The sequence below is a fragment of the Pseudomonas sp. 34 E 7 genome (genome assembly GCF_900005715.1).
Taxonomy (GTDB): domain Bacteria; phylum Pseudomonadota; class Gammaproteobacteria; order Pseudomonadales; family Pseudomonadaceae; genus Aquipseudomonas; species Aquipseudomonas orientalis_A.
On record NZ_CVTX01000190.1, the window covers coordinates 23,414 to 47,193 of the forward strand.

A 23,780-nucleotide genomic window follows, 5' to 3' on the forward strand; every position below is an offset into this window, starting at 1 on the left:
ATGACCGATAAGCCTCAAGTACCCGCCCCCGTCACCTCGAGTGAAAGCCTGGAGGCCGCTGCGGTTGCGGCGTACCTTGAGGCTCATCCGGACTTCTTCGTCGAGCACGAAGAATTGCTCCCGGCCTTGCGCATCCCTCACCAACGCGGCGATACCGTGTCGTTGGTGGAGCGGCAGATGAAAATCCTGCGCGAGCGCAATATCGAAATGCGCCACCGCCTTTCGCACCTGATGGACGTCGCTCGCGACAACGATCGCCTGTTCGAAAAGACCCGTCGCCTGATCCTGACCCTGATGGACGCCGCCAGCCTGGAAGAAACAGTGATGGCGGTGGAAGACAGCCTGCGCCAGGACTTCCAGGTGCCATTTGTCAGCCTCATCCTGTTCAGCGATAACCCAATGCCGGTAGGTCGCTGGGTCAGCGGTGGCGAAGCACAGACCGCTATCGGCGGCCTGCTTTCGGAAGGCAAGACCATCAGCGGTACGCTGCGCGAGCATGAACTGGATTTCCTGTTCGGCGCCGAACAGCGCAAACAGATCGGCTCTACCGCCGTGGTTGCCCTCAGCCACCAAGGCCTGCACGGCGTACTGGCCATTGCCAGCCGTGATCCGGCGCACTATAAAAGCTCGGTGGGCACCCTGTTCCTGACCTATATCGCCGAAGTGCTGGGCCGCGTCCTGCCGCGTTTCACCACTGCCCTGCGCGCGGTGCGCTAGCCATGGAACGGCAACTGGACGCTTACTGCGCTCACCTGCGCAACGAGCGCCAGGTGTCGCCTCATACCCTGCAAGCCTACCGGCGGGACTTGAACAAGGTCCTGGCCTATTGCGAAAAACAGCAGGTTGCCAGCTGGAAAGCCCTGGATATCCAGGGCCTGCGCAGCCTGGTCGCACGGCTGCACCAGCAAGGCCAGTCCTCGCGCAGCCTGTCGCGCCTGCTCTCAGCGGTACGCGGCCTCTATCACTACCTCAACCGCGAGGGCCTGTGCGACCACGACCCGGCCAACGGCCTGTCGCCGCCCAAAGGCGAGCGACGCCTGCCCAAGACCCTGGACACCGACCGCGCCCTGCAACTGCTGGATGGCGCGATCGAGGATGACTTCCTTGCCCATCGCGACCAGGCGATCCTCGAACTGTTCTACTCCTCGGGCCTGCGCCTGTCGGAGCTGACCGGCCTGAACCTTGAGCAACTGGACCTGGCCGATGGGCTGGTGCAGGTGCTGGGTAAAGGCAGCAAGACGCGCGTGCTGCCCGTCGGCAGGAAGGCTCGCGAAGCCCTGCAGCTGTGGCTGCCGTTACGTGCGCTGGCCAATCCGAAAGACGACGCGGTATTCATCAGCCAACAAGGCCGACGCCTGGGGCCACGGGCCATTCAGCTGCGCGTGAAGGCCGCCGGCGAACGCGAACTGGGGCAAAACCTGCACCCGCATATGCTCAGGCACTCTTTTGCCAGCCATATGCTGGAGTCATCCCAGGACCTGCGCGCGGTCCAGGAGCTGCTCGGCCACGCCGATATCAAGACCACGCAAATCTACACCCACCTCGACTTCCAGCACCTGGCAACGGTGTACGACAGCGCCCATCCACGGGCCAAACGCATCAAGGGCGGCGACTCATGAGCATCAAGCTGATCACCTTCGACCTGGACGACACGCTCTGGGACAACGTACCCGTCATCATCAGCGCCGAAGCGTCAATGCGCGAATGGTTGGCGGTCAATGCATCCAGGGTCGGCGACCTGCCCCTGGAGCATTTCGCCAACCTGCGCCAACAGGTGCTGGAACGTCATCCTGAGCTCAAACACCGCATCAGCGTCCTGCGCCATCGCGTATTGCTGCATGCGTTCGAAGAGGCCGGCTATCCGCAGCCCGAAGCGACAGAGATGGCCGATGTGTGTTTTGAGGCGTTCATTCATGCGCGGCACCAGCTCACGGTCTTCCCCGAAGCCGAACCGATGCTCAAAGCGCTACGCCAGCACTTCCTCCTGGGGGTGATCACCAACGGCAATGCCGACGTACAACGTGTAGGCCTGGCGGACTACTTCCACTTTGCCCTGCGCGCTGAAGACATCGGTATCGCCAAGCCGGATGCGCGGTTGTTTGAGGAAGCGTTGCAGCGCGGCGGTGTGGACGCCAGTGCGGCGGTGCATGTGGGCGATCACCCCGGGGATGACATCGCCGGCGCGCAGCAGGCGGGGTTACGGGCGGTGTGGTTTAACCCCAGCGCCAAGGCATGGGAAGCAGATAAGCGCCCTGATGCAGAGATTCGCAGCCTGACGGAGTTGCCGGCGTTGCTGCGCAGTTGGCAGTAACACTGGAGATCCAACTGTGGGAGGGGGCTTGCCCCCTCCCACAGTTGAATCACCACAAGGCTCGAGTAATTCACCAGGCATGAAAAAACCCGCAGCGACGGCGGGCTTCTTCTTACAAGCAGTCAGCTGACCTCAGATGGGACGGCTGCCGTACTTGTTATCCGGCTTCTTCGGTGGATCCGCAACCACATTGGGCTCGACCTCGACCACTTTGCCGCCTTTGGCGAGGAATTCTTCCATCGCTCGGGCCAGGGCATCGCGCTCTTTGTTCTTGGCCTCAACGCTGGGCAGCTCGTCTACCGAAACAGCAGCCTTGGCCTTGCCTTTGGCCTTGGGAGCGGCATCGTCGGCAGCACTGTCCTCGAGGTCTTCAGCAACGTCATCAGCCGCCACTTCAAGACTGTCTTCAGTGTCCTCTTCGTCACCTACTTCAAGGTCGTCGTTTTCCAGATCATCGTCGCTCATGTTCTACCTCATGACTTGCGAAAAGCAGATTAGTTATAGCCCAGCTTTACCCTCTGTCGAGGCCGCCGGAAAAAAATCAACATCCACTGGATCACCAGTGGCTTATGCCCCTTCACCGTGCAAGGTGGCGAGGACTTTACGAGCACCGCCATGATCACGGTGCTCGCCCAGATAAACACCTTGCCAGGTCCCCATCGCCAAGCGGCCGGCCTTCACCGGCAAACTCAGCTGGCAGCCCAGGAGACTGGCCTTGAAGTGCGCCGGCAGATCATCCGGGCCTTCGTCGTTGTGTTCGAAGCCTGCCTGGCCTTGCGGCACCAGCAGGTTGAAAAAACGTTCGAAGTCGCGGCGGACCGCCGGATCGGCATTCTCGTTGACCGTCAACGAGGCCGAGGTGTGCTGCAGCCACAGATGCAACAGGCCCACGCGGCAGGCCTTCAATTCAGGCAGGCCGGCAAGCAACTCGTCGGTCACCAGGTGAAAGCCCCGGGGCTTGGCCCGCAGCGTAATCAGGGTCTGTTGCCACATACAGTTCTCCGCCCATCGGCGCGCATTCTAGCGCGCTCTGGAAAAAAACAAAGTGCCGAATACGCCCACATGCCTGTAAGACATTCGCACCCTTGAAAGTGCCGTGTGGATCGCACCACAAAGTCGATGGAAAACCCATGCAACTTATAGTCAAAGACAAACGCCAGGCAAAAAAATGCCCGGCAAGCCGGGCATCTTTTTTTCGCGTAATTACAAGTTGTAACCGCGCTCGTTGTGTTGCGCCAGATCGAGGCCGACCGCCTCTTCCTCTTCAGTGACCCGCAGGCCCATGACCATGTCCAGTACCTTGAGAATGACGTAGGTGACAATCGCCGTGTAGATCACGGTGAAGCCGACCCCTTTGCACTGGATCCAGACCTGTGCAGCGATGTCGGTGGTAGCGGCATTGAAGCCACCCATCGATGGAGCCGCGAACACGCCGGTCAGGATCGCGCCGAGGATACCGCCGATACCGTGCACGCCGAAGGCGTCCAGGGAATCGTCGTATCCCAGCTTGCGTTTGAGAGTAGTGGCGCAGAAGAAGCACACCACACCCGCTGCCAGGCCGATGACCAAAGCGCCCATCGGGCCCACGGTGCCGGCAGCTGGAGTGATTGCGACCAGGCCGGCCACTACGCCCGAGGCGATGCCCAGTGCGCTTGGCTTACCGTGGGTGATCCACTCGGCGAACATCCAGCCCAGCGCAGCGGCGGCAGTGGCGATCTGGGTGACCAGCATCGCCATACCGGCCGTGCCGTTGGCCGCGGCAGCGGAACCGGCGTTGAAGCCGAACCAGCCGATCCACAGCATGGCCGCGCCGATCAAGGTGTAACCCAGGTTGTGCGGTGCCATCGGGGTGGTCGGGAAGCCTTTGCGCTTGCCGAGCACGATGCACGCCACCAGGCCAGCCACACCGGCGTTGATGTGCACCACGGTGCCACCGGCGAAATCCAGCACACCCCAGTCCCACATCAGGCCGCCGTTGCCGCTCCAGACCATGTGCGCAATCGGCGCATAGACCAGGGTGAACCAGATGGCCATGAAGATCAGCATCGCGGAAAACTTCATGCGCTCGGCGAATGCACCGACGATCAGCGCCGGAGTGATGATGGCAAACGTCATCTGGAAGGTGATGAACACCGCTTCCGGGAACAGCGCCGCAGGCCCGGTGATGCTGGCCGGAGTGACGCCCGCCAGGAATGCCTTGCCCATGCCGCCGAAGAAGGAGTTGAAGTTGACGACGCCCTGTTCCATACCGGTGGTATCGAACGCAATGCTGTAGCCGTAGACAACCCACAGAATGCTGATCAGGCCAGTGATGGCGAAGCACTGCATCATCACCGACAGGATATTTTTGGAGCGGACCATACCGCCGTAGAACAGCGCCAGGCCAGGAATGGTCATGAACAGCACCAGTGCGGTGGCGGTCAGCATCCAGGCGGTATCGCCGGAGTTGAGGACTGGAGCCGCCACTTCGTCCGCCGCCATGGCAAGGCTTGGCATTACGATGGACAACAGGGCTCCGAGCCCTGCGAATTTACGCAGAGTCATAGTGTTTTTCTCCTGGGGCGTTGGGGTTTGGCGGCTTAGATTGCGTCGGTATCGGTTTCGCCGGTACGAATGCGGATAGCCTGTTCCAGATTGACCACGAAGATCTTGCCGTCACCGATCTTGCCGGTGTTGGCGGCCTTGGTTATCGCCTCGATAACCCGGTCAAGATCCTTGTCGTCAATGGCGACATCAATCTTCACCTTCGGCAGGAAATCGACCACGTATTCCGCACCGCGATACAGCTCGGTATGACCCTTCTGCCGACCGAAGCCCTTGACCTCAGTGACGGTAATGCCCTGCACGCCGATCTCGGACAGTGACTCGCGTACGTCGTCCAGCTTGAACGGCTTGATGATGGCAGTGACTAGCTTCATGAAAACTCTCTCCCGAATTGGTGGACTTGCCCCAGGAAAACAAACCCGTCTCAAGTCTAAGCGCAGTGCCTGGCTTTGTAACGCATCGTCGCCTGCGTATTACCGTGGCGACGCCAGCGAACCACTGGTGACGAAACCTGTACCCCTGATCCGTCGGCGCACTGCATTCGTCACAGCGACTGCATCAGTGCATGGGTCATGATCGTCTAAGCAGAAACCTTGCCAGCTCCGTAAAAATCACTGAAATCAGTCCGTTGCCCACTTATGCCCATCTGCGGGGCGCTCCGGCGACGGCGATGCGCATCAAAACAGTGCGCGACCGCCCATCCCTATGCGCGAAAAGCGTGCGTGCCGGGCCATGAAAAGACTATAGACGCTGCGTGATACACTGCCGGCCAACTGTTTTCCGGAATATTTCCCATGCTCGCGCCCAAAGACTTCCTCGACGCCCTGAGCGGCCACGCCTCTCGCCTGTTCAGCGGCGACACCCCGCTGCCCCGCAACGAAATCGAAAGCCAGTTCAAGGCCCTGCTGCAAAGTGGCTTCAGCAAGCTCGACCTGGTCAGCCGTGAAGAATTCGACAGCCAGATGGTGGTGTTGGCCCGCACGCGTGCACGGCTTGAGAGCCTGGAAGCGAAGGTAGCGGAACTGGAAGCGCGGCTGACGCCCCCATCGGCCGAATAAACCCGATGAGTGTGGGAGGCAAGCCCTGATGCCGCCCCCTGTAGGAGCGAGCTTGCTCGCGAAAAATGTTAACGATAACGCGTGCTTCCTGAATGAACGCGGTGCCCGTGAGTTTTTCGCGAGCAAGCTCGCTCCTACAAAAAGCCTTGGCATCAGGGCTTGCCCCCTCCCTCACTTCGTTGTCTGGATACGTTCTGTAAAACCTCCCCGCCATCCTTATTCCCACCTCGTCTACCCTTGAATAATCCGCAGGAAGCGGCCCCCCATTCAAGGATCGAGCATGTCCCTCGCCATCGTTCACAGCCGCGCCCAGGTCGGCGTCGAAGCCCCCGCCGTCACTGTTGAAGTGCATATGGCCAATGGGTTGCCGTCACTGACGCTGGTGGGCTTGCCGGAAGCTGCGGTGAAGGAAAGCAAGGACCGCGTGCGCAGCGCCATTCTCAACTCGGCCCTGCAGTACCCGGCGCGGCGCATCACGCTCAACCTGGCGCCCGCCGACCTGCCCAAGGACGGCGGGCGTTTTGATCTGGCGATTGCCCTGGGGATCCTGGCGGCCAGCGTGCAGGTGCCGGCGCTGATGCTCGATGAGGTCGAGTGCCTGGGGGAGTTGGCGCTGTCCGGCGAAGTACGCGCGGTCAAAGGCGTGTTGCCGGCCGCCTTGGCGGCGCGCAAGGCCGGGCGCACCTTGATAGTGCCCAGGGCAAACGCTGAGGAGGCGTGCCTGGCGTCAGGGTTGACGGTGATTGCGGTGGATCACTTGCTACAGGTGGTGGCGCACTTGAATGGGCATGTGCCGATCGAGCCCTACCGGTCGGACGGCCTGTTGTACCTGAACAAACCTTACCCGGACCTCAGCGAAGTCCAGGGCCAAATGGCTGCCAAGCGAGCGCTGCTGATCGCGGCGGCGGGGGCGCATAACCTGCTGCTCAGCGGCCCGCCCGGCACCGGCAAGACGCTGCTCGCCAGCCGCCTGCCGGGGTTGCTGCCACCGCTCAGTGAGCAGGAAGCGCTGGAAGTCGCGGCGATTCAATCGGTGGTCAGCCTGGCACCGTTGAGCCATTGGCCGCACCGGCCGTTTCGCCAGCCGCACCATTCGGCCTCGGGCCCTGCGCTGGTCGGCGGCGGCTCGAAGCCGCAACCGGGGGAAATCACCCTGGCCCACCACGGCGTGTTGTTCCTGGATGAATTGCCGGAATTTGACCGCAAGGTGCTGGAAGTCCTGCGCGAGCCGCTTGAGTCGGGACATATCGTGATTTCCCGCGCCCGTGACCGGGTGAGCTTCCCGGCGCGCTTTCAACTGGTCGCGGCGATGAACCCCTGCCCGTGCGGTTATATGGGCGAACCCAGCGGCCGTTGCCGGTGTACGCCGGAACAGATACAGCGCTATCGCAACAAGCTCTCGGGGCCGTTGCTGGACCGGATCGACCTGCACCTGACGGTGGCGCGAGAAGCCACGGCGCTGAGCCCGGCACAACAGACCGATGACACCACCGCGAAAACGGCCGCCTTGGTGGCCGACGCACGGGAACGCCAGCAACGACGCCAGGGCTGCGCCAATGCCTTCCTCGACCTGCCGGGGCTGCGCGAGTACTGCACGCTGGCGAAGGTCGACGAAGGCTGGCTGGAGAACGCCTGCGAGCGGCTGACGCTGTCGTTGCGCGCGGCTCATCGCTTGCTCAAGGTGGCGCGTACGTTGGCGGACCTGGAACAACAAGACGCCATCGCTCGCCACCATTTGCAAGAGGCCTTGCAATACCGCCCGGCAGCGAGCTCTTGAGTGGCTTAGCGGAAGCGATCCACCTCATGCCGCAAGCCCGCCGCCAGGGTTTCCAGCTCTTTGGCGGTGATCGCCAGGTTCGACACCACTTCACGCTGCTCGCTGTTGGCCAGTGCGATGCTTTGCAAATTACTGCTGAGCAACGTCGCGGTGCTGCTCTGCTCCTGGGTGGCGGTGGTGATTGCGGCGAACTGCTGACCGGCCGAGCGGCTCTGCTCGTCGATGCGCGCCAGGGCCGAGGCCACATCCGCGTTGCGCGACAGGCCTTCCTGCATCAACACGTTGCCGTGCTCCATGGTACTGATGGCATTGCCGGTTTCCTGCTGGATGCTCTGGATCATTACGGAAATTTCATCGGTGGCCTGGCGGGTGCGCGAGGCCAGGTTGCGCACTTCGTCTGCGACCACGGCAAAGCCGCGACCTTGCTCACCGGCGCGGGCCGCTTCGATGGCGGCATTGAGCGCGAGCAGGTTGGTCTGTTCGGCAATCGAGGTAATCACGCCGACGATACCGCCGATTTCCTGGGAGCGCTGGCCCAGGGTGTTGATCACCGTAGCGGTGCTGTTCAGCGCGGTGGCGATATGTTCCAGGGACGACGACGCTTCTTCCATCGAGGTACGCCCGATACGGGTCTGCTGGGCATTTTCCTGGGCCAGACGCTCGGTATTGCCCATGTTGTCGGCGATATTCAGCGAGGTGGCGCTGAATTCTTCCACCGCGCCGGCCATGCTGGTGATTTCGCCGGACTGCTGCTCCATGCCTTCATAGGCGCCGCCAGACAACCCCGACAGCGCCTGGGCCCGGCTGTTGACCTCTTCAGCCGCCTTGCGGATGTGCGAAACCATGGTCGACAGTGCCTCGCCCATCTGGTTGAAGCTGCGCGCCAACTGGCCGATTTCGTCATGGCTGGAGACATTCAGGCGCGCACTCAGATCACCTGCGCCGAGCGCTTCAGCCTGACGCACCAGGTCACTCAATGGCGCGAGCTTGCTGCGCAACAGCCATACCGTGGCCCCCACAGCCAACAGCATGGCCAGCACGCTGCCAATGACCAGGCGCATCCCCACGTCCCACGTCACGGCACGAATCTCGGCCTTGGGCATACTTGCCACGACCGCCCAAGGGCCGCCCTCGAAGGGGACCGACACGCTGTAGAAATCTTCGTTCTTGTCACTCCAGAAGCGGCCTTCACCGGGTTTCTTCGCCAAGTCGAGCATCACGGCGACAGCTTGATCCAAGGCTTGCACACCGGCCGGCGGCACCAACCAGTGCTTCTGCTCATCCAGCAGCGACAAGGAACCGGTCTGGCCGATACGGAAGCGCTTGAGGTTGTCGAACTGGGCTTTTTGTTCGTCGGTGTAGTCGAAGCCGATGAACAATACCGCGATGACTTTTCCGCTGGCATCACGCACCGGGCTGTACTGGGTCATATAGGAGCGATCGAACAACACGGCCCGGCCGATATAGGCCTGCCCGTTGAACACACGCTGGTAGGCCGGGCCCTGGCGATCCAGCACGGTGCCGATGGCGCGGTTGCCATCCTGCTTGGTCAGGGAGGTGCTGATACGGATGAAGTCATCGCCGCTGCGCACGAACACCGTGGCCACGCCGCCGGACATGTCCTTGAATTCGTCCACTTCGCCGAAGTTGTTGTTCAGCAACTCGCCGCCCAGGTACAGGCTTGGGGTTTGTACACCGGCCACGGCGACAGGCTGGTCCGCACGCACGCTCAAACCGGCGCCGAAGCGCTTTTCAAACAGCCCGCTCAAACGCTGAGTGCTCTCGCGCAAGGTGCTGTGGAAGGTATTGAGCTGGTCGGCGAGCAAACGCGCCTCGCTGGCCAGGTGCTCCTCACGGGTCGCGAGGTTGGCGGTATCGAGCGAGCGTAGTGCGAAAACGGTACTGCCGCTGATGACGACCGCCAGAATCACGGCTAATGCGAGGCCTAACTGGGAAGCGATCCGAGCGCGAGGTTGAGACATGACAGCTCCTGAGCCGAGGCCAGGATCATCCTGATCTCTTAGCGCTGCTCGGCGAATTATCTAGTGGGAAACGTTGGGGCACGATTGGTCCAGCACACCTACTTCGGCGCGGTTTCACAATACTTGAGCGATTCACAGAGGTATGACGCAATCGATTGCCGTGCATAGACCAACCCCTTCATTCGAGGCGAGTCACCGCGGGCAAGACCATCGCCTGCACCTCGCTCTGCAGAAACTCCGCCAGGCGCCGCAAGCGCTCACCCCCGGGCCGGGTTTTCGGCCACACCAGGTAATAACTTTCCCCGCTGGCGACGGCCGTTGGCCACGGCAGGCTCAAGCGTTTCTGGGCGACGTCCTCGGCCACCATCAACAGGTCTCCCATGGACACGCCATAGCCGCGCGCGGCAGCGATCATGCCCAGCTCCAGCGTGTCGAACACCTGCCCACCCTTGAGCGAGACCCGGGAGGTCAGCCCCATGTGCTCCAGCCAGTAACGCCAGTCACGCCGGTCCGGTGTCGGGTGCAGCAGTTCGGCCGTTGCCAGCCGCTGCACGTCCCAGGGGCCGTCATCCAATAGATTGGGCGCGCCCACCGGAATCAGCATTTCGGCAAACAGGTGGCTGGCCTCCCAGTCCGCCGGAAAGTGTCCGTTACTGAGCAACACTGCGCAATCGAACGGTTCCTGATTGAAGTCCACTTCATCGATGTTCATCCACGCGCTGGTGAGCTGCACTTCATTGCCCGGCTGCAGGGCCCGAAAGCGGCTCAACCGCGCCAACAGCCAGCGCATGGTCAGGGTGGACGGTGCCTTCATGCGCAAGATGTCATCTTCGGCGTTCAGGGTATGGCAGGCGCGCTCCAGGGCGGCGAAGCCTTCGCGCACGCCGGGCAGCAACAAGCGCGCCGCCTCGGTGAGTTGCAAGGTACGGCCGCTGCGCTGGAACAGCCGGCAGGCGAAATGCTCTTCGAGGGTACGGATATGCCGGCTGACCGCACTCTGGGTAATCGACAACTCCTGCGCCGCGCGGGTGAAGGAGTGGTGACGGGACGCGGCCTCGAATGCCCGCAGGGCATAAAGCGGGGGAAGACGACGAGACATTTTGATGACTCCGACAGCGCAATGGCCAAACCCTACCAGAATCGATCAGGCATGAGTTTTAATCATGCAAACGATCGCTTTTATCCCTTTGTGCAATGCGCCGAAAGCGCCGAGAATCAACCCTCCCCACCTCCCTGACATTTCGAGAGCGATGATCATGCAGCATCCGGCACGTACCGAACTCTGGGCCATTCTGCGGCTGGCGGGGCCGTTGATTGCCTCACAGTTGGCGCACATGCTGATGGTGTTGACCGACACCCTGATGATGGCGCGCTTGAGCCCCGAAGCCCTGGCCGGCGGTGGCCTGGGCGCGGCGAGCTATTCGTTCGTGGCGATTTTCTGCATCGGCGTGATCGCGGCAGTGGGCACCCTTGTGGCCATCCGTCACGGCGCGGGCGACATCGACGGCGCCACCCGGCTGACCCAGGCCGGGCTGTGGCTCGCCTGGTTGATGGCCCTGGCGGCGGCGCTGCTGCTGTGGAACCTCAAGCCGGTGCTGCTGATGTTCGGCCAGACCGAAACCAACGTGCAGGCCGCCGGGCAATTTCTGACCCTGCTGCCGTTCGCCCTGCCCGGCTATCTGAGCTTCATGGCACTGCGCGGCTTCACCAGCGCCATCGGCAAAGCCACCCCGGTGATGGTCATCAGCCTGTGCGGCACGGTGGTCAACTACCTGCTCAATCACGCGCTGATCGAAGGCATGTTCGGCCTGCCCAAACTCGGGCTGATGGGCATTGGCCTGGTCACAGCCATCGTCGCCAATGGCATGGCGTTGGCACTGATGTGGTACATCCGCAGCAACCGCACCTACGCCGCCTATCCACTGAGCAGCGGGCTGCTGCGCCTCAATACCCGGTACCTGCGCGAGTTGTGGCGCCTGGGCCTGCCGATTGGGGGCACCTATGCGGTGGAAGTCGGGCTGTTCGCGTTTGCGGCGCTGTGCATGGGCACCATGGGCAGTACGCAGTTGGCGGCGCACCAGATTGCCCTGCAGATCGTCTCGGTGGCGTTCATGGTTCCGGCGGGGATGTCCTACGCGGTGACCATGCGTATCGGCCAGCATTATGGCGCCGGGCAGTTGCTGCGGGCACGCATGGCCGGACGGGTCGGCATCGGCTTTGGTGCCCTGTTGATGCTGGGGTTTGCCCTGGTGTTCTGGCTGTCTGCCGACCCGCTGATCGGGCTGTTCCTCGACCATGACGATCCGGCGTTTCATGATGTCATCGTCCTGGCCGTCAGCCTGCTGGCCGTCGCCGCCTGGTTCGAGCTGTTCGATGGTGTGCAGACCATTGCCATGGGCTGCATCCGCGGCCTCAAGGACGCCAAGACCACGTTCCTGGTGGGGCTCGGTTGCTACTGGCTGATCGGCGCGCCAGCAGCCTGGTTGATGGCGTTCACCCTGGGCTGGGGGCCGACCGGTGTGTGGTGGGGCCTGGCGTTGGGGTTGGCGTGCGCGGCGGTGAGCCTGACCTGGGCGTTCGAGGCGAAGATGAAGCGGATGATTCGGCGAGAACCGGACATACAGCCTGCCTTTCAGGCGGCACAGACAGAGTAAAGCCCTGCTCGGTCAGACCTGTGGGAGGGGGCTTGCCCCCTCCCACAGGTCTGACCGAGTTTACAACTCAGCCCAACAACGCCTGCTGGCTTTTGCCGGAGGTCAGATACTCCACCAGCTCAGTCAACGGCAACGGTTTACTGATCAGGTAACCCTGGGCCTGATCGCAACCAAACAGTCTCAGAAGCTCAAGCTGCTCAGGGGTTTCCACGCCTTCGGCCACCACTTCCAGGTTGAGGTTATGGGCCAGGTTGATCATGGCGTGTACCAGCTTGCGATTCTCTTCGCGCTCTTCCATGCCACCGACGAAGCTCTTGTCGATCTTCAACAAGGCAATCGGCAGGCTGTTGAGGTGCACAAACGATGAGAAACCGGTACCAAAGTCATCCAGGGAAAACCGCACACCGAGGCGGCCGAGGGCGTCCATGGTCTGTTTAACCAGGTCGCTGCGACGCATCACGGCGGTTTCGGTCAGCTCGAACTCCAGCCATTGTGCTTCCACGCCGCGCTCGGCAATCAGCCGGCTGAGTGTCGAGAGCAATTGGCTGTCCTGGAACTGGCGAAACGACAGGTTGACGGCCATGTGCAACGCCGGCAGGCCGCGTTCGCGCAGGTCCTGCATGTCGCGCAGGGCCCGGGAAATCACCCAGTACCCCAGCGGCACGATCAGGCCGCTCTGCTCGGCCAAGGGCACGAACTCGCTCGGCGGCAACAGTCCACGCTCGCCATGGCGCCAGCGCACCAGGGCCTCGAGGCCGACGATATGCCCGTCATCCAGGTCCAGGCGCGGCTGGTAATGCAGCTCCAGCTCATCGCGGCGCAAGGCACGGCGCAACTCGCTTTCCAGGTCGGCCAGGCTGCGCGCGTTGCGGTTGATGCGTTCGTTGAAGATATGAAAGGTACAGCCCTGGGTGCTTTTGGCCTGTTGCATGGCGATATGGGCGTGCCACATCAACGGGTCGGCCCCGGCGCGGGCCCGGGCATGCGCCACACCCAAACTGCAGCCGATCAGCAGGCTCTCGCCGTCCACCCAGTAAGGCTCAGCCATGACTTCGGTGATGCGTTCGGCCATCCATTCGGCGCGCTGGGGCGCACGGCGGGTGTCGATCAGCAGCGCGAACTCATCGCTGCCCAGGCGCGCCAGTTGATCACCGGCTTCAAGCTGGCTCTTGAGCCGTGAGACCACCTGCAGGATCAAGCGGTCGCCGGCCTGGTGACCGAGGGCATCGTTGGCGTGACGGAAATTGTCCAGGTCCAGATGACCGAGGGCCAGGCCGCGGCCTTCGTTTTCCGCCAGCCGTGCCGCCAGCAAGGTCTGGAAACCCTGACGATTGGCAATACCGGTCAGCGGATCCTGTTCGGCCAGGCGCTGCAACGTGTTTTCCAGCACGCCACGCTCGCGCACATGGCGCAGGCAGCGGCGCAAGGTACCGGCGTCCAGCGCAGAATGGATCAGCCAATCGCTGACGCCGAGCGGCGCAACCAGTGGTTCCTGTTCCAGCAGCAATACACACGGCAGGCTGCAACGACCGGGACCGGGTTGCAGGTTGGGCGTGGTCAAGAGCACCGCTTCGTGATCGTCGTCGAACAGACGACTCACCGAGTCCCAACTGGGTGCACTGATCAGCACAGCCCCATCGCCCATCGGCGCCAGGCACTCGCGCAACAACGCTGCCCACGCCGGCGTATCGGCCAGCAGCAGCAAACGCAAGGGTTCGACAGGCGTAGACAAGCTAGCTCCCTAGACTCTGCAAAAATTCGTTGGCGGCGGGCATTATGACGTGCGGCCTGACGATAACAAATGCATGACCAATGATAGGTGTTATCAAACACGCAGACTGTGAAAAATAGTTGCGATACCCACGACATCCTGCGGCAAAGTAACAAAACCGGCAAATTTAGATCGAGTGGTACGTCACACCGTCGTTCTAAGGCAGCAGAATCTTGCCAGCCTGTTAAAATGCCCGCCCTTTTGAATAACGACTCCCTGAACTCTGTATGTCCCGACTCAATCCCCGGCAGCAAGAAGCCGTGAACTACGTCGGCGGCCCTCTATTGGTGCTCGCCGGTGCTGGCTCCGGCAAGACCAGCGTGATTACCCGCAAGATCGCGCACCTGATCCAGAACTGCGGCATCCGCGCCCAGTACATCGTCGCCATGACCTTCACCAACAAGGCGGCGCGGGAAATGAAAGAGCGTGTCGGCACCCTGCTCAAGGGTGGCGAAGGCCGTGGCCTCACCGTGTGCACGTTCCACAACCTGGGGCTGAACATCATCCGCAAGGAACATGCGCGGCTGGGCTACAAGCCGGGTTTCTCGATCTTCGACGAGACCGACGTCAAAGCCTTGATGACCGACATCATGCAGAAGGAATACGCGGGCGACGACGGCGTCGACGAGATCAAGAACATGATCGGCGCCTGGAAAAACGACCTGGTCCTGCCCGCCGAAGCCCTGGAAGCCGCGCGCAATCCCAAGGAGCAGACCGCCGCCATCGTCTACACCCACTACCAGCGCACGCTCAAGGCGTTCAACGCGGTGGACTTCGACGACCTGATTCTGCTGCCGGTCAAACTGTTCCAGGAACACAAGGACATCCTGGAAAAGTGGCAGAACAAGGTGCGCTACCTGCTGGTGGACGAATACCAGGACACCAACGCCAGCCAATACCTGCTGGTGAAGCTGCTGATCGGCACGCGCAATCAGTTCACCGTGGTGGGCGACGATGACCAGTCGATCTACGCCTGGCGCGGCGCCCGCCCGGAAAACCTGATGCTGCTCAAGGACGACTATCCGTCGCTGAAAGTGGTGATGCTGGAGCAGAACTACCGCTCCACCAGCCGTATCCTGCGCTGCGCCAACGTGCTGATTTCCAACAACCCCCACGAGTTTGAAAAACAACTGTGGAGCGAGATGGGTCATGGCGACGAAATCCGTGTGATCCGCTGCCGCAACGAAGACGCCGAAGCCGAGCGCGTGGCGGTGGAAATCCTCAGCCTGCACCTGCGCACCGACCGCCCTTACAGCGACTTTGCGATCCTGTATCGCGGCAACTATCAGGCCAAGCTGATCGAACTGAAATTGCAGCACCACCAGGTGCCGTATCGCCTGTCGGGCGGCAACAGCTTCTTCGGGCGCCAGGAAGTCAAAGACCTGATGGCCTACTTCCGCCTGATCGTGAACCCGGATGACGACAACGCCTTCCTGCGCGTGATCAACGTGCCGCGTCGGGAAATCGGTTCGACGACCCTGGAAAAGCTCGGCAACTACGCCACCGAACGCAAGATCTCGATGTACGCCGCTACCGACGAAATCGGCTTGGGCGAACACCTGGACACGCGCTTCACCGATCGCCTGTCGCGCTTCAAGCGCTTCATGGACAAGGTCCGTGAGCAGTGCGCCGGCGAAGACCCGATCAGTGCCTTGCGCAGCATGGTCATGGACATCGACTATGAAAACTGGCTGCGCACCAACAGTTCCAGCGACAAGGCCGCGGACTACCGCATGGGCAACGTCTGGTTCCTGATCGAAGCCCTGAAGAACACCCTGGAAAAAGACGAAGACGGTGAAATGACCGTCGAAGACGCCATCGGCAAGCTGGTGCTGCGCGACATGCTCGAGCGCCAGCAGGAAGAGGAAGACGGCGCCGAAGGGGTGCAGATGATGACCTTGCATGCGTCCAAGGGACTGGAATTCCCCTACGTGTTCATCATGGGCATGGAAGAGGAAATTCTCCCGCACCGCTCCAGCATCGAAGCCGACACCATCGAGGAAGAACGGCGCCTGGCCTACGTGGGGATTACCCGCGCGCGTCAGACACTGGCCTTCACTTTCGCCGCCAAGCGCAAGCAATACGGCGAAATCATCGATTGTGCCCCCAGCCGGTTCCTCGATGAGCTGCCGCCGGATGACCTGGCCTGGGAAGGCAACGACGACACCCCGACCGAGGTGAAAGCCGTTCGCGGCAACAGCGCCCTGGCCGATATACGCGCGATGTTAAAGCGCTAGAATCGACTACTTTTTAATCTACTTTCGGCGCCTGTTGCGCCATCAGAGGAAGCTTTCCGTGGAAGCACTGCACAAGAAAATTCGCGAAGAAGGCATCGTGCTTTCCGATCAGGTACTCAAGGTTGACGCCTTTCTGAACCACCAGATCGACCCGGCACTGATGAAACTGATCGGCGACGAATTCGCCGCGCTGTTCAAGGACTCGGGCATCACCAAGATCGTCACCATCGAAGCCTCGGGCATCGCCCCGGCGATCATGACCGGCCTGAACCTCGGCGTGCCCGTGATCTTCGCGCGCAAGCAGCAGTCCCTGACCCTCACCGAAAACCTGCTGTCGGCGACGGTGTATTCCTTCACCAAGAAAACCGAAAGCACCGTGGCGATCTCCCCGCGCCACTTGACCAGCAGCGACCGCGTGCTGGTCATCGATGACTTCCTGGCCAATGGCAAGGCGTCCCAGGCGCTGATTTCGATCATCAAGCAGGCCGGCGCGACCGTGGCCGGCTTGGGCATTGTGATCGAGAAGTCGTTCCAGGGCGGCCGTGCCGAGCTGGATGCGCAGGGTTATCGGGTTGAATCGCTGGCGCGGGTGAAGTCGCTGGCCGGTGGGGTGGTGACCTTCATCTGAATCAACGCGGCTCAAAATGTGGGAGGGGGCTTGCTCCCGATAGCGGTGTATCAGTCACCCAATGTGTTGACTGACACACTGTCATCGGGGCATGAGTATCTACACAACTTTTAGGTACCCCGCGGGACCCTGTGGGAGGGGGCTTGCCCCCGATGGCGGCCTCTGGGCCGACCAGGATGTTGGATCAGATCGAGTACATATCCGTTTCTGCGGTAACGGCTGCTAATGGTTCCGCTTTTACAGCGGCTCACTTTTGAAAAGCGCAAAAGTAAGCAAAACGCTCTTGCCCCACCACTCGGCACCTCGCCTAGGCTCGGTGTGCCCGAACGCAGGCTTGAATCCGTGGGCCGCCGCAATGGGCCATCCATGGCCCAGTGCGGCTAACCCGGCGTCCTGCCGGGTTACCCACGGATTCAAGCCTGCGTTCGGCCAGCGTGGTTTAACGGGGCGCCTAAGATCAAAAGCAGATCAAGATCAAGAGCGACTCGCTTCGCATCGTGGTTACGGTTGAGCGCTACAGAGTTGTGTAGATACCTATGGTCATCGGGGGCAAGCCCCCTCCCACATTTGCTCGCTATTGGCTTTTAGTGTGCGGTGGCCTGGAGGCCGGCGAGTAACAGGCGCTGGTACAGGTCTTCCTTGAATCCCTCCGGCTGATCCAAGCGCATCCGCTCAAGGTGCTCGGGAAACGCCTCCGGCTCCGGTGCATCCAGCGCCGCCTTGCCCAGTTCCAGCATCTCCGTGAGCTTGAATTTGCTTTTGAGCCAGTTCAGCGCCCGCAGCAGGTCCCGCTCCTCGTCCGTAAAGTCACTGCCCAACGGGTACTCCGGGAACAGGCGTCGGTGCCTGGCCTGAATCGCCTGGAGCCGTTGCGGTGTGTTGTCGGCAAAACGCGGGTCCAGCTTGAAATCCTTGGGCAGCTTGCCGGCCTTTTGCGCCTGCTCGATCAAATCGTCCTGGAAGCGCGAGTCAGTGATATTGAGCAACGCTTCAATCACCTTGGCATCCGCCTGCCCCCGCAAGTCGGCAATGCCGTACTCGGTAATGACGATATCGCGCAGGTGCCGGGGAATGGTGCAATGGCCATATTCCCAGACGATATTGGAACTGACCTCTCCCCCCGACTCGCGCCAGCTGCGCAGGATCAGGATCGAACGCGCATCCTCCAGCGCGTGGCCCTGGGCAACGAAGTTGTACTGCCCGCCCACGCCACTGAGCACCCGGCCATCTTCCAACTGGTCGGCCACACCGGCACCGAGCAACGTCACCATGATCGCACTGTTGACGAATCGTGCATCCTGGCGCTGCAAACGCTTGAGTTCTTCCTGGCCGTACAGCTCGTTGATATAGCTGATGCGGGTCATGTTGAATTGCAGCCGCTTGGCGTGGCTCATCTCCTGCAAGCGCTGGTAGAAACTGCGCGGGCCAAGGAAGAAACCGCCATGGATGGAGATGCCATCGGGCTGCGCCGCATCGTCGAGCAGCCCGGCATTGGCTTGCTCCTGGGTCGCCACATCCGGGTAAACCTTGCGCCGGATGATGCCGGCATCCGCCAGCACCAGCATGCCGTTGACGAACATTTCGCTGCAACCATAAAGGCCCCGGGCGAACGGATCGACGCCACCCTCACGACTGATCAAGGGCGCCCACTGGTACACATCCAGGTCGGTCAGCAGCAATCGATAGGCTTCGTTGTCGGCCTGGCGCGCCAGCAAGGCGGCGGTCAGCGCATCGCCCATGGAGCCGATGCCGATCTGCAAGGTGCCGCCATCGCGAACCAGGGTACTGGCATGCAGGCCGATAAAATGGTCCTGGAACCCCACCGGCATGTTGGGCGTGGAAAACAGCGTGGTGCTGTCTTTTTCGTCGAGCAGGTAGTCGAATGCGTCCATGCCCAATTCCGCATCGCCGGGCATGTAGGGCAATTCAGTGTGAACCTGGCCAACCACCAGAATGGTTTCCCCGGCTTCGCGGCGCTTGGCGATCATGGGGAGCAGATCGAGGGTGATATCCGGGTTGCAGCTCAGGCTCAGGCGGTCGGGATGCTCGGCGCTGCTGGCAACCAGCTGCGCCACCAGGTTCAGGCCGGCGGCATTGATATCGCGGGCGGCATGGCTGTAGTTGCTGCTGACATAATCCTGCTGCGCCGAGTCGCTGTGGAGCAGGCTGCCGGGCTGCATGAAGAACTGTTGCACGCGGATATTCTTCGGCAGGCTGCCCTTGTGCAGGTCCGCGAGGAAATCCAGTTCGGGATAATCGCCAAACACGCGCTCGATAAAAGGTTCGAGAAAGCGCTTCTGCAACCCGTCCCCCAGGGACGGGCGACCCAGGCTCAGCGCGGTGTAGATGGTCAGCGCCCGCTCGGGCAACTTGGCAATGCGCCGGTACAGCGCATTGACGAACAGGTTGGGCTTGCCCAAGCCCAGCGGCATGCCCATGTGGATATGCGCCGGCAACCGCGCCAGTACGTCGTCAACTGCTTGCTCGATTGAACACAACTGCACCATCCGACCCTCCTGAACATTCCATGATTAGGGGTTGGACAGAGCGTGGCGGGTCTTTGCTGCAAAGAACAGCGTTGAAACACAAATCTGGGGCACAAAAAAGCCGCCCGTAAGCGGCTGTTTTGACGAAGATCGGTTTATTTCAAGCCGGACATCTTCTCGATCGCACCCTTTAGCTCATCATCCGAGCAATCGGCGCAGGTGCCTTTCGGCGGCATGGCATTGATACCGGTGATGGCCTTTGCAAGCAGCCCGTCGAGGCCGCCCTGCTCTTTGGCACGTTTACCCCAGTCTGCGGCATCGCCGATTTTCGGCGCACTCAGCAGGCCAGTGCCATGGCATGCGTTGCAATGTTTGGCGATCACTTCATCCGGCGTCTTGGCACCGCCGCCGCCACCCGCCGCCACAGCAACCTCCATGCCCTTGCATTCCTGGCCCTGGACACAAACCTGGCCCACAGGCTCCAGGCGCTTGGCGATGTCATCGTTGGTCGCAGCTTGAGCGCTGCCAGCCCACAGGGCCAGTACGGTTGCTGGTGCAGCCAGCATTTTCATAATTAGGTTCACGCGTTCACCCTCATGGTGGCTATTCACGCCTGCGGCCACGGTTTCGCAGGCGGCGAAAGTATAGCGGTTAGCCCGCCTGGCCGAAACAACCCTATTAAATAAAGGGAGATTCAGCCTCACGGTTTACAGCTGCGCGAACCCTGCAACGCTGGCAGGGCGCCTTCTGTTTTAAAAGTTCGCCGGTGTGGCTGCGCTGATTAGTCGCGCCGGCACGTCGAACGGATTGCGAAAACGATGGGGCTTGGTACTTTCAAAGTAGTAGCTATCGCCTGCTTCGAGCACAAAAGTTTCAAGACCGACCACCAGCTCCAGGCGCCCTTCCACCAGGATTCCGGTTTCTTCGCCTTCATGGGTGAGCATTTCTTCGCCCGTGTCGGCGCCTGGCGGGTAGATTTCATTGAGGAACGCGATTGCCCGGCTCGGGTGCGCTCGGCCTACCAGCTTCATGGTCACGGCACCGTCGGAGATGTCGATCAGCTCATTGGCTTTATAGACGACCTGCGTGGGTATTTCCTGGAGGATCTCTTCGGAAAAGAATTCCACCATGGACATGGGAATGCCGCCCAGTACCTTGCGCAGGGAACTGATCGAGGGGCTGACGCTGTTTTTCTCGATCATCGAAATGGTGCTGTTGGTGACGCCCGCGCGCTTGGCAAGCTCGCGCTGGGAAAGACCTTTGAGTTTACGGATGGATTGCAGTCGTTCGCCGACGTCCAATGCAGGTGCCTCCTGGGATTCAGGCTTTGTTGTAATTGAGCGTTATCATGGCGACAGCGTTCAGTATTTACAACACTTGGGCCTAAATCCTGGGCAGCGGCATTCGTACCTGGCGATCAAGCGCCCAAATAGAGCCTTGGCACTCGGCGCAGGTTGCAGAAAAGCTGATAGGGGATGGTTTCAGCCGCGGTCGCGACGTCGCTGGCAAGGACATTCTTGCCCCACAACTCCACCGTGGAACCCAGCCCCGCCTGGGGCACATCCGTCAGGTCGACGCACAGCATGTCCATGGACACCCGGCCCAGCAACTGGCTGCGCTGACCCGCGACCAGCACCGGTGTGCCCGTGGGCGCGTGCCGCGGGTAGCCATCGGCATACCCCATGGCCACCACGCCGATACGCATCGCTTTGGGCGTTATGAACCTGGCCCCGTAACCCACCGGCTCTCCCGCCGGCAGTTCGCGTACGCAGATGATTTTCGACTCCAGGGTCATCACCGGCTGCAAACGCGCGGCGATAGCCTGGTCATCGCCAAAAGGCGTGGCGCCGTAGAGCATGATGCCAGGGCGCACCCAGTCGCTGGGCACACTCGGCCAACCCAGTACGGACGGGGAATTACGCAGGCTGACTTCAGCCGCCAGACCCTGGCGAGCCGCTTCGAATACCGCCACTTGCTCGCTGCTGCTTGCGCAATCGAGCTCATCGGCACGGGCGAAATGGCTCATCAATACGATCTTCGCGACCTTGCCACTGGCCAGCAGACGCTTGTACGCCTCCTGGAAATCCTTGGGGTGCAGGCCGACTCGGTGCATGCCCGAGTCGAGCTTGAGCCAGATGGTCAGCGGCTTGCCCAGCGTGGCTTGCTCGATCGCCTCCAGTTGCCACAATGAATGCACCACGCACCACAGGTCCTGCTCGATGATCAGCGCCAGCTCGTCGGCTTCGAAAAAACCTTCCAGCAGCAGTACCGGTGCACGTATCCCGGCGGCGCGCAGCTCCAGGGCCTCCTCGATGCACGCCACCGCAAACCCATCGGCCTCGGCTTCCAGCGTCTGGGCTACGCGCACCGCGCCGTGGCCGTAGGCGTCCGCCTTGATCACGGCGAGGGCCTTGGCCCCGCTGACTTCGCGGGCCAATTGGTAGTTGTGACGCAGGGCTTGGAGGTCGATCAGGGCACGGGCAGGACGCATGGCGGCAGGCTTCTAGGCGGCAGAGTGAAGAAAACCGGTGCCGACCGACAACATCGGCACCGCAAGAGGGATGTGTATTAAGGCAGCGCAGCCACGACGGACAGCTCTACCAGGATATTCGGCTCACACAGTTTGGCTTCAACCGTGGCGCGGGCCGGGGCGACACCTTTTGGCAACCACTTGTCCCACACCGCGTTCATACCGGCGAAATCGGCATCGATGTCTTTCAAATAGATCGTCACCGACAGCAATCGGGTCTTGTCGGTGCCGGCCAGGTCCAGCAAACGCTCGATGTTGACCAGGGTTTCACGGGTCTGCTGCTCAATGCCGGCATTCATGTCGTCGCCCACTTGGCCCGCCAAGTACAGGGTACCGTTGTGAACCACGATCTGGCTCATGCGTTCATTGGTGAGCTGGCGCTGGATGGACATGTTTTGCGGACTCCTGGTGATTGCCGTAACGGGAGATATCGAGGCCTTCGGCACTGATCTGCGGGGTTTTCTTCGCCATCAGGTCGGCCAGCAAACGTCCGGAGCCGCATGCCATGGTCCAGCCGAGGGTGCCGTGGCCGGTATTCAGGAACAGATTCCTGAACGGAGTGCCACCGACAATCGGTGTGCCATCGGGTGTGGTCGGGCGCAGACCGGTCCAGAAACTGGCTTGGGCCAAATCGCCGCCATGAGGATAAAGGTCGTTGACGATCATCTCCAGGGTTTCACGCCGACGCGGGTTGAGCGACAGGTCAAAACCGGCTATCTCAGCCATGCCGCCGACGCGAATGCGGTTGTCGAAACGGGTGATCGCGACTTTGTAGGTTTCGTCGAGGATGGTCGAGGTCGGCGCCATCGCCGGGTTGGTGATCGGCACGGTCAGCGAGTAGCCCTTGAGCGGGTAAACGGGCGCCTTGATCCCCAGCGGCTTGAGCAGCTTGGGCGAATAACTGCCCAGCGCCAGCACGTAGCGGTCGGCGGTCTCCAACTTGCCATCGATCCACACGCCATTGACGCGGTCGCCGGCGAAATCGAGGCGCTGGATGTCTTGTTCGAAGCGGAACTCAACGCCCAACTGCTTGCACATGTCGGCCAGGCGCGTGGTGAACATCTGGCAATCGCCCGTCTGGTCGTTGGGCAGGCGCAGCGCACCGGCGAGAATGTCGGTGACGTTGGCCAGGGCCGGCTCGACCCGGGCGATGCCGGCACGGTCGAGCAATTCGAAGGGCACGCCGGACTCCTGCAGCACGGCAATGTCCTTGGCCGCGCCATCGAGCTGGGCCTGGGTACGGAACAGTTGAGTGGTCCCCAGGCTGCGCCCTTCGTAGGCAATCCCGGTTTCAGCGCGCAGTTCATCAAGGCAGTCGCGGCTGTACTCGGAGAGGCGAACCATGCGCTCCTTGTTCACCGCATATCGGTTGGCGGTGCAATTGCGCAGCATCTGCGCCATCCACAGGTATTGGTCGATATCGGCGGTGGCCTTGATCGCCAGTGGCGCATGGCGTTGCAGCAGCCACTTGATCGCCTTGAGCGGCACGCCCGGCGCGGCCCATGGCGACGCATAGCCTGGAGACACCTGGCCGGCGTTGGCGAAACTGGTCTCCATGGCGGCGGCGGGTTGACGGTCGACCACGACGACCTCAAAGCCGGCCCGAGCCAAATAGTAGGCACTGGTCACGCCAATGACGCCGCTACCCAAGACCAGAACGCGCATTTTTATATCCTCATCACGGGCTGAGCCGCTGACGTGTGTTATTCGAGCAATGATGGGCGCAGTGTAAAAAACAATCACCAGTGCATTTCACTATATAAATGCCTATATTTGGCGACAATTCTCGGCAAAAATGCTTT

Annotated in this window: 21 protein-coding genes; 8 read left to right on the forward strand and 13 right to left on the reverse strand. The window is 61.5% G+C overall.

The window, feature by feature from the left end; translation table 11 throughout:
* Genes BFP96_RS27200 through BFP96_RS27210 form a run of 3 tightly spaced genes read left to right on the forward strand, consistent with a single transcriptional unit; the run spans position 1 to position 2,311 of the window.
* The gene (locus BFP96_RS27200) at positions 1-717 is read left to right on the forward strand and encodes a DUF484 family protein (RefSeq protein WP_065886971.1); all 717 of its coding nucleotides are present in this window, start codon (positions 1-3) and stop codon (positions 715-717) included.
* A 2-nt stretch (positions 718-719) separates the two neighbouring features.
* Entirely contained in the window at positions 720-1,619 is a 900-nt protein-coding gene (gene xerC / locus BFP96_RS27205; RefSeq protein ID WP_065886970.1) for a tyrosine recombinase XerC, read from the forward strand.
* Positions 1,616-2,311, forward strand: coding sequence for an HAD family hydrolase (locus BFP96_RS27210; RefSeq protein ID WP_065937392.1), 696 nt, complete (start codon positions 1,616-1,618; stop codon positions 2,309-2,311). Before xerC ends, BFP96_RS27210 begins: the two co-directional genes overlap by 4 nt.
* A gap of 132 nt (positions 2,312-2,443) precedes the next feature.
* Here BFP96_RS27210 and sutA read toward each other — a convergent pair whose 3' ends face one another.
* The 4 genes from sutA to glnK all read right to left on the reverse strand — a co-directional run bounded on the left by sutA (position 2,444) and on the right by glnK (position 5,229).
* Entirely contained in the window at positions 2,444-2,776 is a 333-nt protein-coding gene (gene sutA, locus BFP96_RS27215; protein WP_065886968.1) for a transcriptional regulator SutA, read from the reverse strand.
* Between the two features lie 102 nt (positions 2,777-2,878).
* Positions 2,879-3,304, reverse strand: coding sequence for a secondary thiamine-phosphate synthase enzyme YjbQ (locus BFP96_RS27220; protein ID WP_065886967.1), 426 nt, complete (start codon positions 3,302-3,304; stop codon positions 2,879-2,881).
* 210 nt (positions 3,305-3,514) lie between these two features.
* On the reverse strand, positions 3,515-4,855 hold the full coding sequence (locus BFP96_RS27225; protein ID WP_065886966.1) for an ammonium transporter: 1,341 nt from the start codon (positions 4,853-4,855) through the stop codon (positions 3,515-3,517).
* A gap of 35 nt (positions 4,856-4,890) precedes the next feature.
* Complete coding sequence (glnK, locus tag BFP96_RS27230; RefSeq protein WP_002555808.1) at positions 4,891-5,229, reverse strand: P-II family nitrogen regulator; 339 nt, start codon at positions 5,227-5,229, stop codon at positions 4,891-4,893.
* 420 nt (positions 5,230-5,649) lie between these two features.
* Here glnK and BFP96_RS27235 point away from each other — a divergent pair, with 420 nt between their 5' ends.
* The gene (locus tag BFP96_RS27235) at positions 5,650-5,913 is read left to right on the forward strand and encodes an accessory factor UbiK family protein (RefSeq protein WP_003195432.1); all 264 of its coding nucleotides are present in this window, start codon (positions 5,650-5,652) and stop codon (positions 5,911-5,913) included.
* 280 nt (positions 5,914-6,193) lie between these two features.
* Positions 6,194-7,690, forward strand: coding sequence for a YifB family Mg chelatase-like AAA ATPase (locus BFP96_RS27240; protein WP_065937393.1), 1,497 nt, complete (start codon positions 6,194-6,196; stop codon positions 7,688-7,690).
* Positions 7,691-7,695: 5 nt separating this feature from the next.
* On the opposite strand, the gene BFP96_RS27245 is transcribed toward BFP96_RS27240, so the two are convergent.
* Together BFP96_RS27245 and BFP96_RS27250 are read right to left on the reverse strand one after the other, a co-directional pair.
* A complete protein-coding gene (locus tag BFP96_RS27245; RefSeq protein ID WP_065898096.1) occupies positions 7,696-9,672 on the reverse strand; it encodes a methyl-accepting chemotaxis protein in 1,977 nt (658 codons plus the stop codon).
* A 178-nt stretch (positions 9,673-9,850) separates the two neighbouring features.
* Positions 9,851-10,771, reverse strand: coding sequence for a LysR substrate-binding domain-containing protein (locus tag BFP96_RS27250; RefSeq protein WP_065893958.1), 921 nt, complete (start codon positions 10,769-10,771; stop codon positions 9,851-9,853).
* Positions 10,772-10,922: 151 nt separating this feature from the next.
* On the opposite strand from BFP96_RS27250, the gene BFP96_RS27255 reads away from it, so the two are divergent.
* Positions 10,923-12,326, forward strand: coding sequence for a NorM family multidrug efflux MATE transporter (locus BFP96_RS27255; RefSeq protein ID WP_065898095.1), 1,404 nt, complete (start codon positions 10,923-10,925; stop codon positions 12,324-12,326).
* A gap of 67 nt (positions 12,327-12,393) precedes the next feature.
* On the opposite strand, the gene BFP96_RS27260 is transcribed toward BFP96_RS27255, so the two are convergent.
* Complete coding sequence (locus BFP96_RS27260) at positions 12,394-14,058, reverse strand: putative bifunctional diguanylate cyclase/phosphodiesterase (RefSeq protein ID WP_065898094.1); 1,665 nt, start codon at positions 14,056-14,058, stop codon at positions 12,394-12,396.
* Between the two features lie 266 nt (positions 14,059-14,324).
* Between BFP96_RS27260 and rep the strand changes: the two genes are divergently transcribed.
* Positions 14,325-16,334, forward strand: a complete 2,010-nt coding sequence (gene rep / locus BFP96_RS27265) for a DNA helicase Rep (protein ID WP_065893961.1) — start codon at positions 14,325-14,327, stop codon at positions 16,332-16,334.
* Positions 16,335-16,392: 58 nt separating this feature from the next.
* Positions 16,393-16,962, forward strand: a complete 570-nt coding sequence (locus tag BFP96_RS27270; protein ID WP_003176890.1) for a xanthine phosphoribosyltransferase — start codon at positions 16,393-16,395, stop codon at positions 16,960-16,962.
* A 584-nt stretch (positions 16,963-17,546) separates the two neighbouring features.
* Here BFP96_RS27270 and BFP96_RS27275 read toward each other — a convergent pair.
* From BFP96_RS27275 to dadA, 6 genes are all read right to left on the reverse strand, one after another.
* On the reverse strand, positions 17,547-19,469 hold the full coding sequence (locus BFP96_RS27275) for an acetyl-CoA hydrolase/transferase C-terminal domain-containing protein (protein WP_065937394.1): 1,923 nt from the start codon (positions 19,467-19,469) through the stop codon (positions 17,547-17,549).
* A gap of 134 nt (positions 19,470-19,603) precedes the next feature.
* The gene (locus tag BFP96_RS27280) at positions 19,604-20,020 is read right to left on the reverse strand and encodes a c-type cytochrome (RefSeq protein ID WP_065893963.1); all 417 of its coding nucleotides are present in this window, start codon (positions 20,018-20,020) and stop codon (positions 19,604-19,606) included.
* 180 nt (positions 20,021-20,200) lie between these two features.
* Positions 20,201-20,749 (reverse strand): cupin domain-containing protein, encoded by a 549-nt coding sequence (locus BFP96_RS27285; RefSeq protein WP_065886958.1) that lies wholly within the window; start codon positions 20,747-20,749, stop codon positions 20,201-20,203.
* A gap of 116 nt (positions 20,750-20,865) precedes the next feature.
* Positions 20,866-21,939, reverse strand: coding sequence for an alanine racemase (alr, locus tag BFP96_RS27290; protein WP_065937395.1), 1,074 nt, complete (start codon positions 21,937-21,939; stop codon positions 20,866-20,868).
* Between the two features lie 77 nt (positions 21,940-22,016).
* On the reverse strand, positions 22,017-22,370 hold the full coding sequence (locus tag BFP96_RS27295) for a RidA family protein (protein ID WP_065886956.1): 354 nt from the start codon (positions 22,368-22,370) through the stop codon (positions 22,017-22,019).
* Entirely contained in the window at positions 22,342-23,643 is a 1,302-nt protein-coding gene (gene dadA / locus BFP96_RS27300) for a D-amino acid dehydrogenase (RefSeq protein ID WP_065893966.1), read from the reverse strand. Before dadA ends, BFP96_RS27295 begins: the two co-directional genes overlap by 29 nt.
* Positions 23,644-23,780: the final 137 nt, after the last annotated feature.

What these genes read in the sequence shown, in the direction of transcription:
- BFP96_RS27200 (WP_065886971.1), top strand. Translation starts at nt 1, where the DNA reads ATGACCGATAAGCCTCAAGTACCCGCCCCCGTCACCTCGAGTGAAAGC.
- xerC (WP_065886970.1), top strand. Translation starts at nt 720, where the DNA reads ATGGAACGGCAACTGGACGCTTACTGCGCTCACCTGCGCAACGAGCGC.
- BFP96_RS27210 (WP_065937392.1), top strand. Translation starts at nt 1,616, where the DNA reads ATGAGCATCAAGCTGATCACCTTCGACCTGGACGACACGCTCTGGGAC.
- sutA (WP_065886968.1), bottom strand. Translation starts at nt 2,776, where the DNA reads ATGAGCGACGATGATCTGGAAAACGACGACCTTGAAGTAGGTGACGAA.
- BFP96_RS27220 (WP_065886967.1), bottom strand. Translation starts at nt 3,304, where the DNA reads ATGTGGCAACAGACCCTGATTACGCTGCGGGCCAAGCCCCGGGGCTTT.
- BFP96_RS27225 (WP_065886966.1), bottom strand. Translation starts at nt 4,855, where the DNA reads ATGACTCTGCGTAAATTCGCAGGGCTCGGAGCCCTGTTGTCCATCGTA.
- glnK (WP_002555808.1), bottom strand. Translation starts at nt 5,229, where the DNA reads ATGAAGCTAGTCACTGCCATCATCAAGCCGTTCAAGCTGGACGACGTA.
- BFP96_RS27235 (WP_003195432.1), top strand. Translation starts at nt 5,650, where the DNA reads ATGCTCGCGCCCAAAGACTTCCTCGACGCCCTGAGCGGCCACGCCTCT.
- BFP96_RS27240 (WP_065937393.1), top strand. Translation starts at nt 6,194, where the DNA reads ATGTCCCTCGCCATCGTTCACAGCCGCGCCCAGGTCGGCGTCGAAGCC.
- BFP96_RS27245 (WP_065898096.1), bottom strand. Translation starts at nt 9,672, where the DNA reads ATGTCTCAACCTCGCGCTCGGATCGCTTCCCAGTTAGGCCTCGCATTA.
- BFP96_RS27250 (WP_065893958.1), bottom strand. Translation starts at nt 10,771, where the DNA reads ATGTCTCGTCGTCTTCCCCCGCTTTATGCCCTGCGGGCATTCGAGGCC.
- BFP96_RS27255 (WP_065898095.1), top strand. Translation starts at nt 10,923, where the DNA reads ATGATCATGCAGCATCCGGCACGTACCGAACTCTGGGCCATTCTGCGG.
- rep (WP_065893961.1), top strand. Translation starts at nt 14,325, where the DNA reads ATGTCCCGACTCAATCCCCGGCAGCAAGAAGCCGTGAACTACGTCGGC.
- BFP96_RS27275 (WP_065937394.1), bottom strand. Translation starts at nt 19,469, where the DNA reads ATGGTGCAGTTGTGTTCAATCGAGCAAGCAGTTGACGACGTACTGGCG.
- BFP96_RS27280 (WP_065893963.1), bottom strand. Translation starts at nt 20,020, where the DNA reads ATGAAAATGCTGGCTGCACCAGCAACCGTACTGGCCCTGTGGGCTGGC.
- alr (WP_065937395.1), bottom strand. Translation starts at nt 21,939, where the DNA reads ATGCGTCCTGCCCGTGCCCTGATCGACCTCCAAGCCCTGCGTCACAAC.
- BFP96_RS27295 (WP_065886956.1), bottom strand. Translation starts at nt 22,370, where the DNA reads ATGTCCATCCAGCGCCAGCTCACCAATGAACGCATGAGCCAGATCGTG.
- dadA (WP_065893966.1), bottom strand. Translation starts at nt 23,643, where the DNA reads ATGCGCGTTCTGGTCTTGGGTAGCGGCGTCATTGGCGTGACCAGTGCC.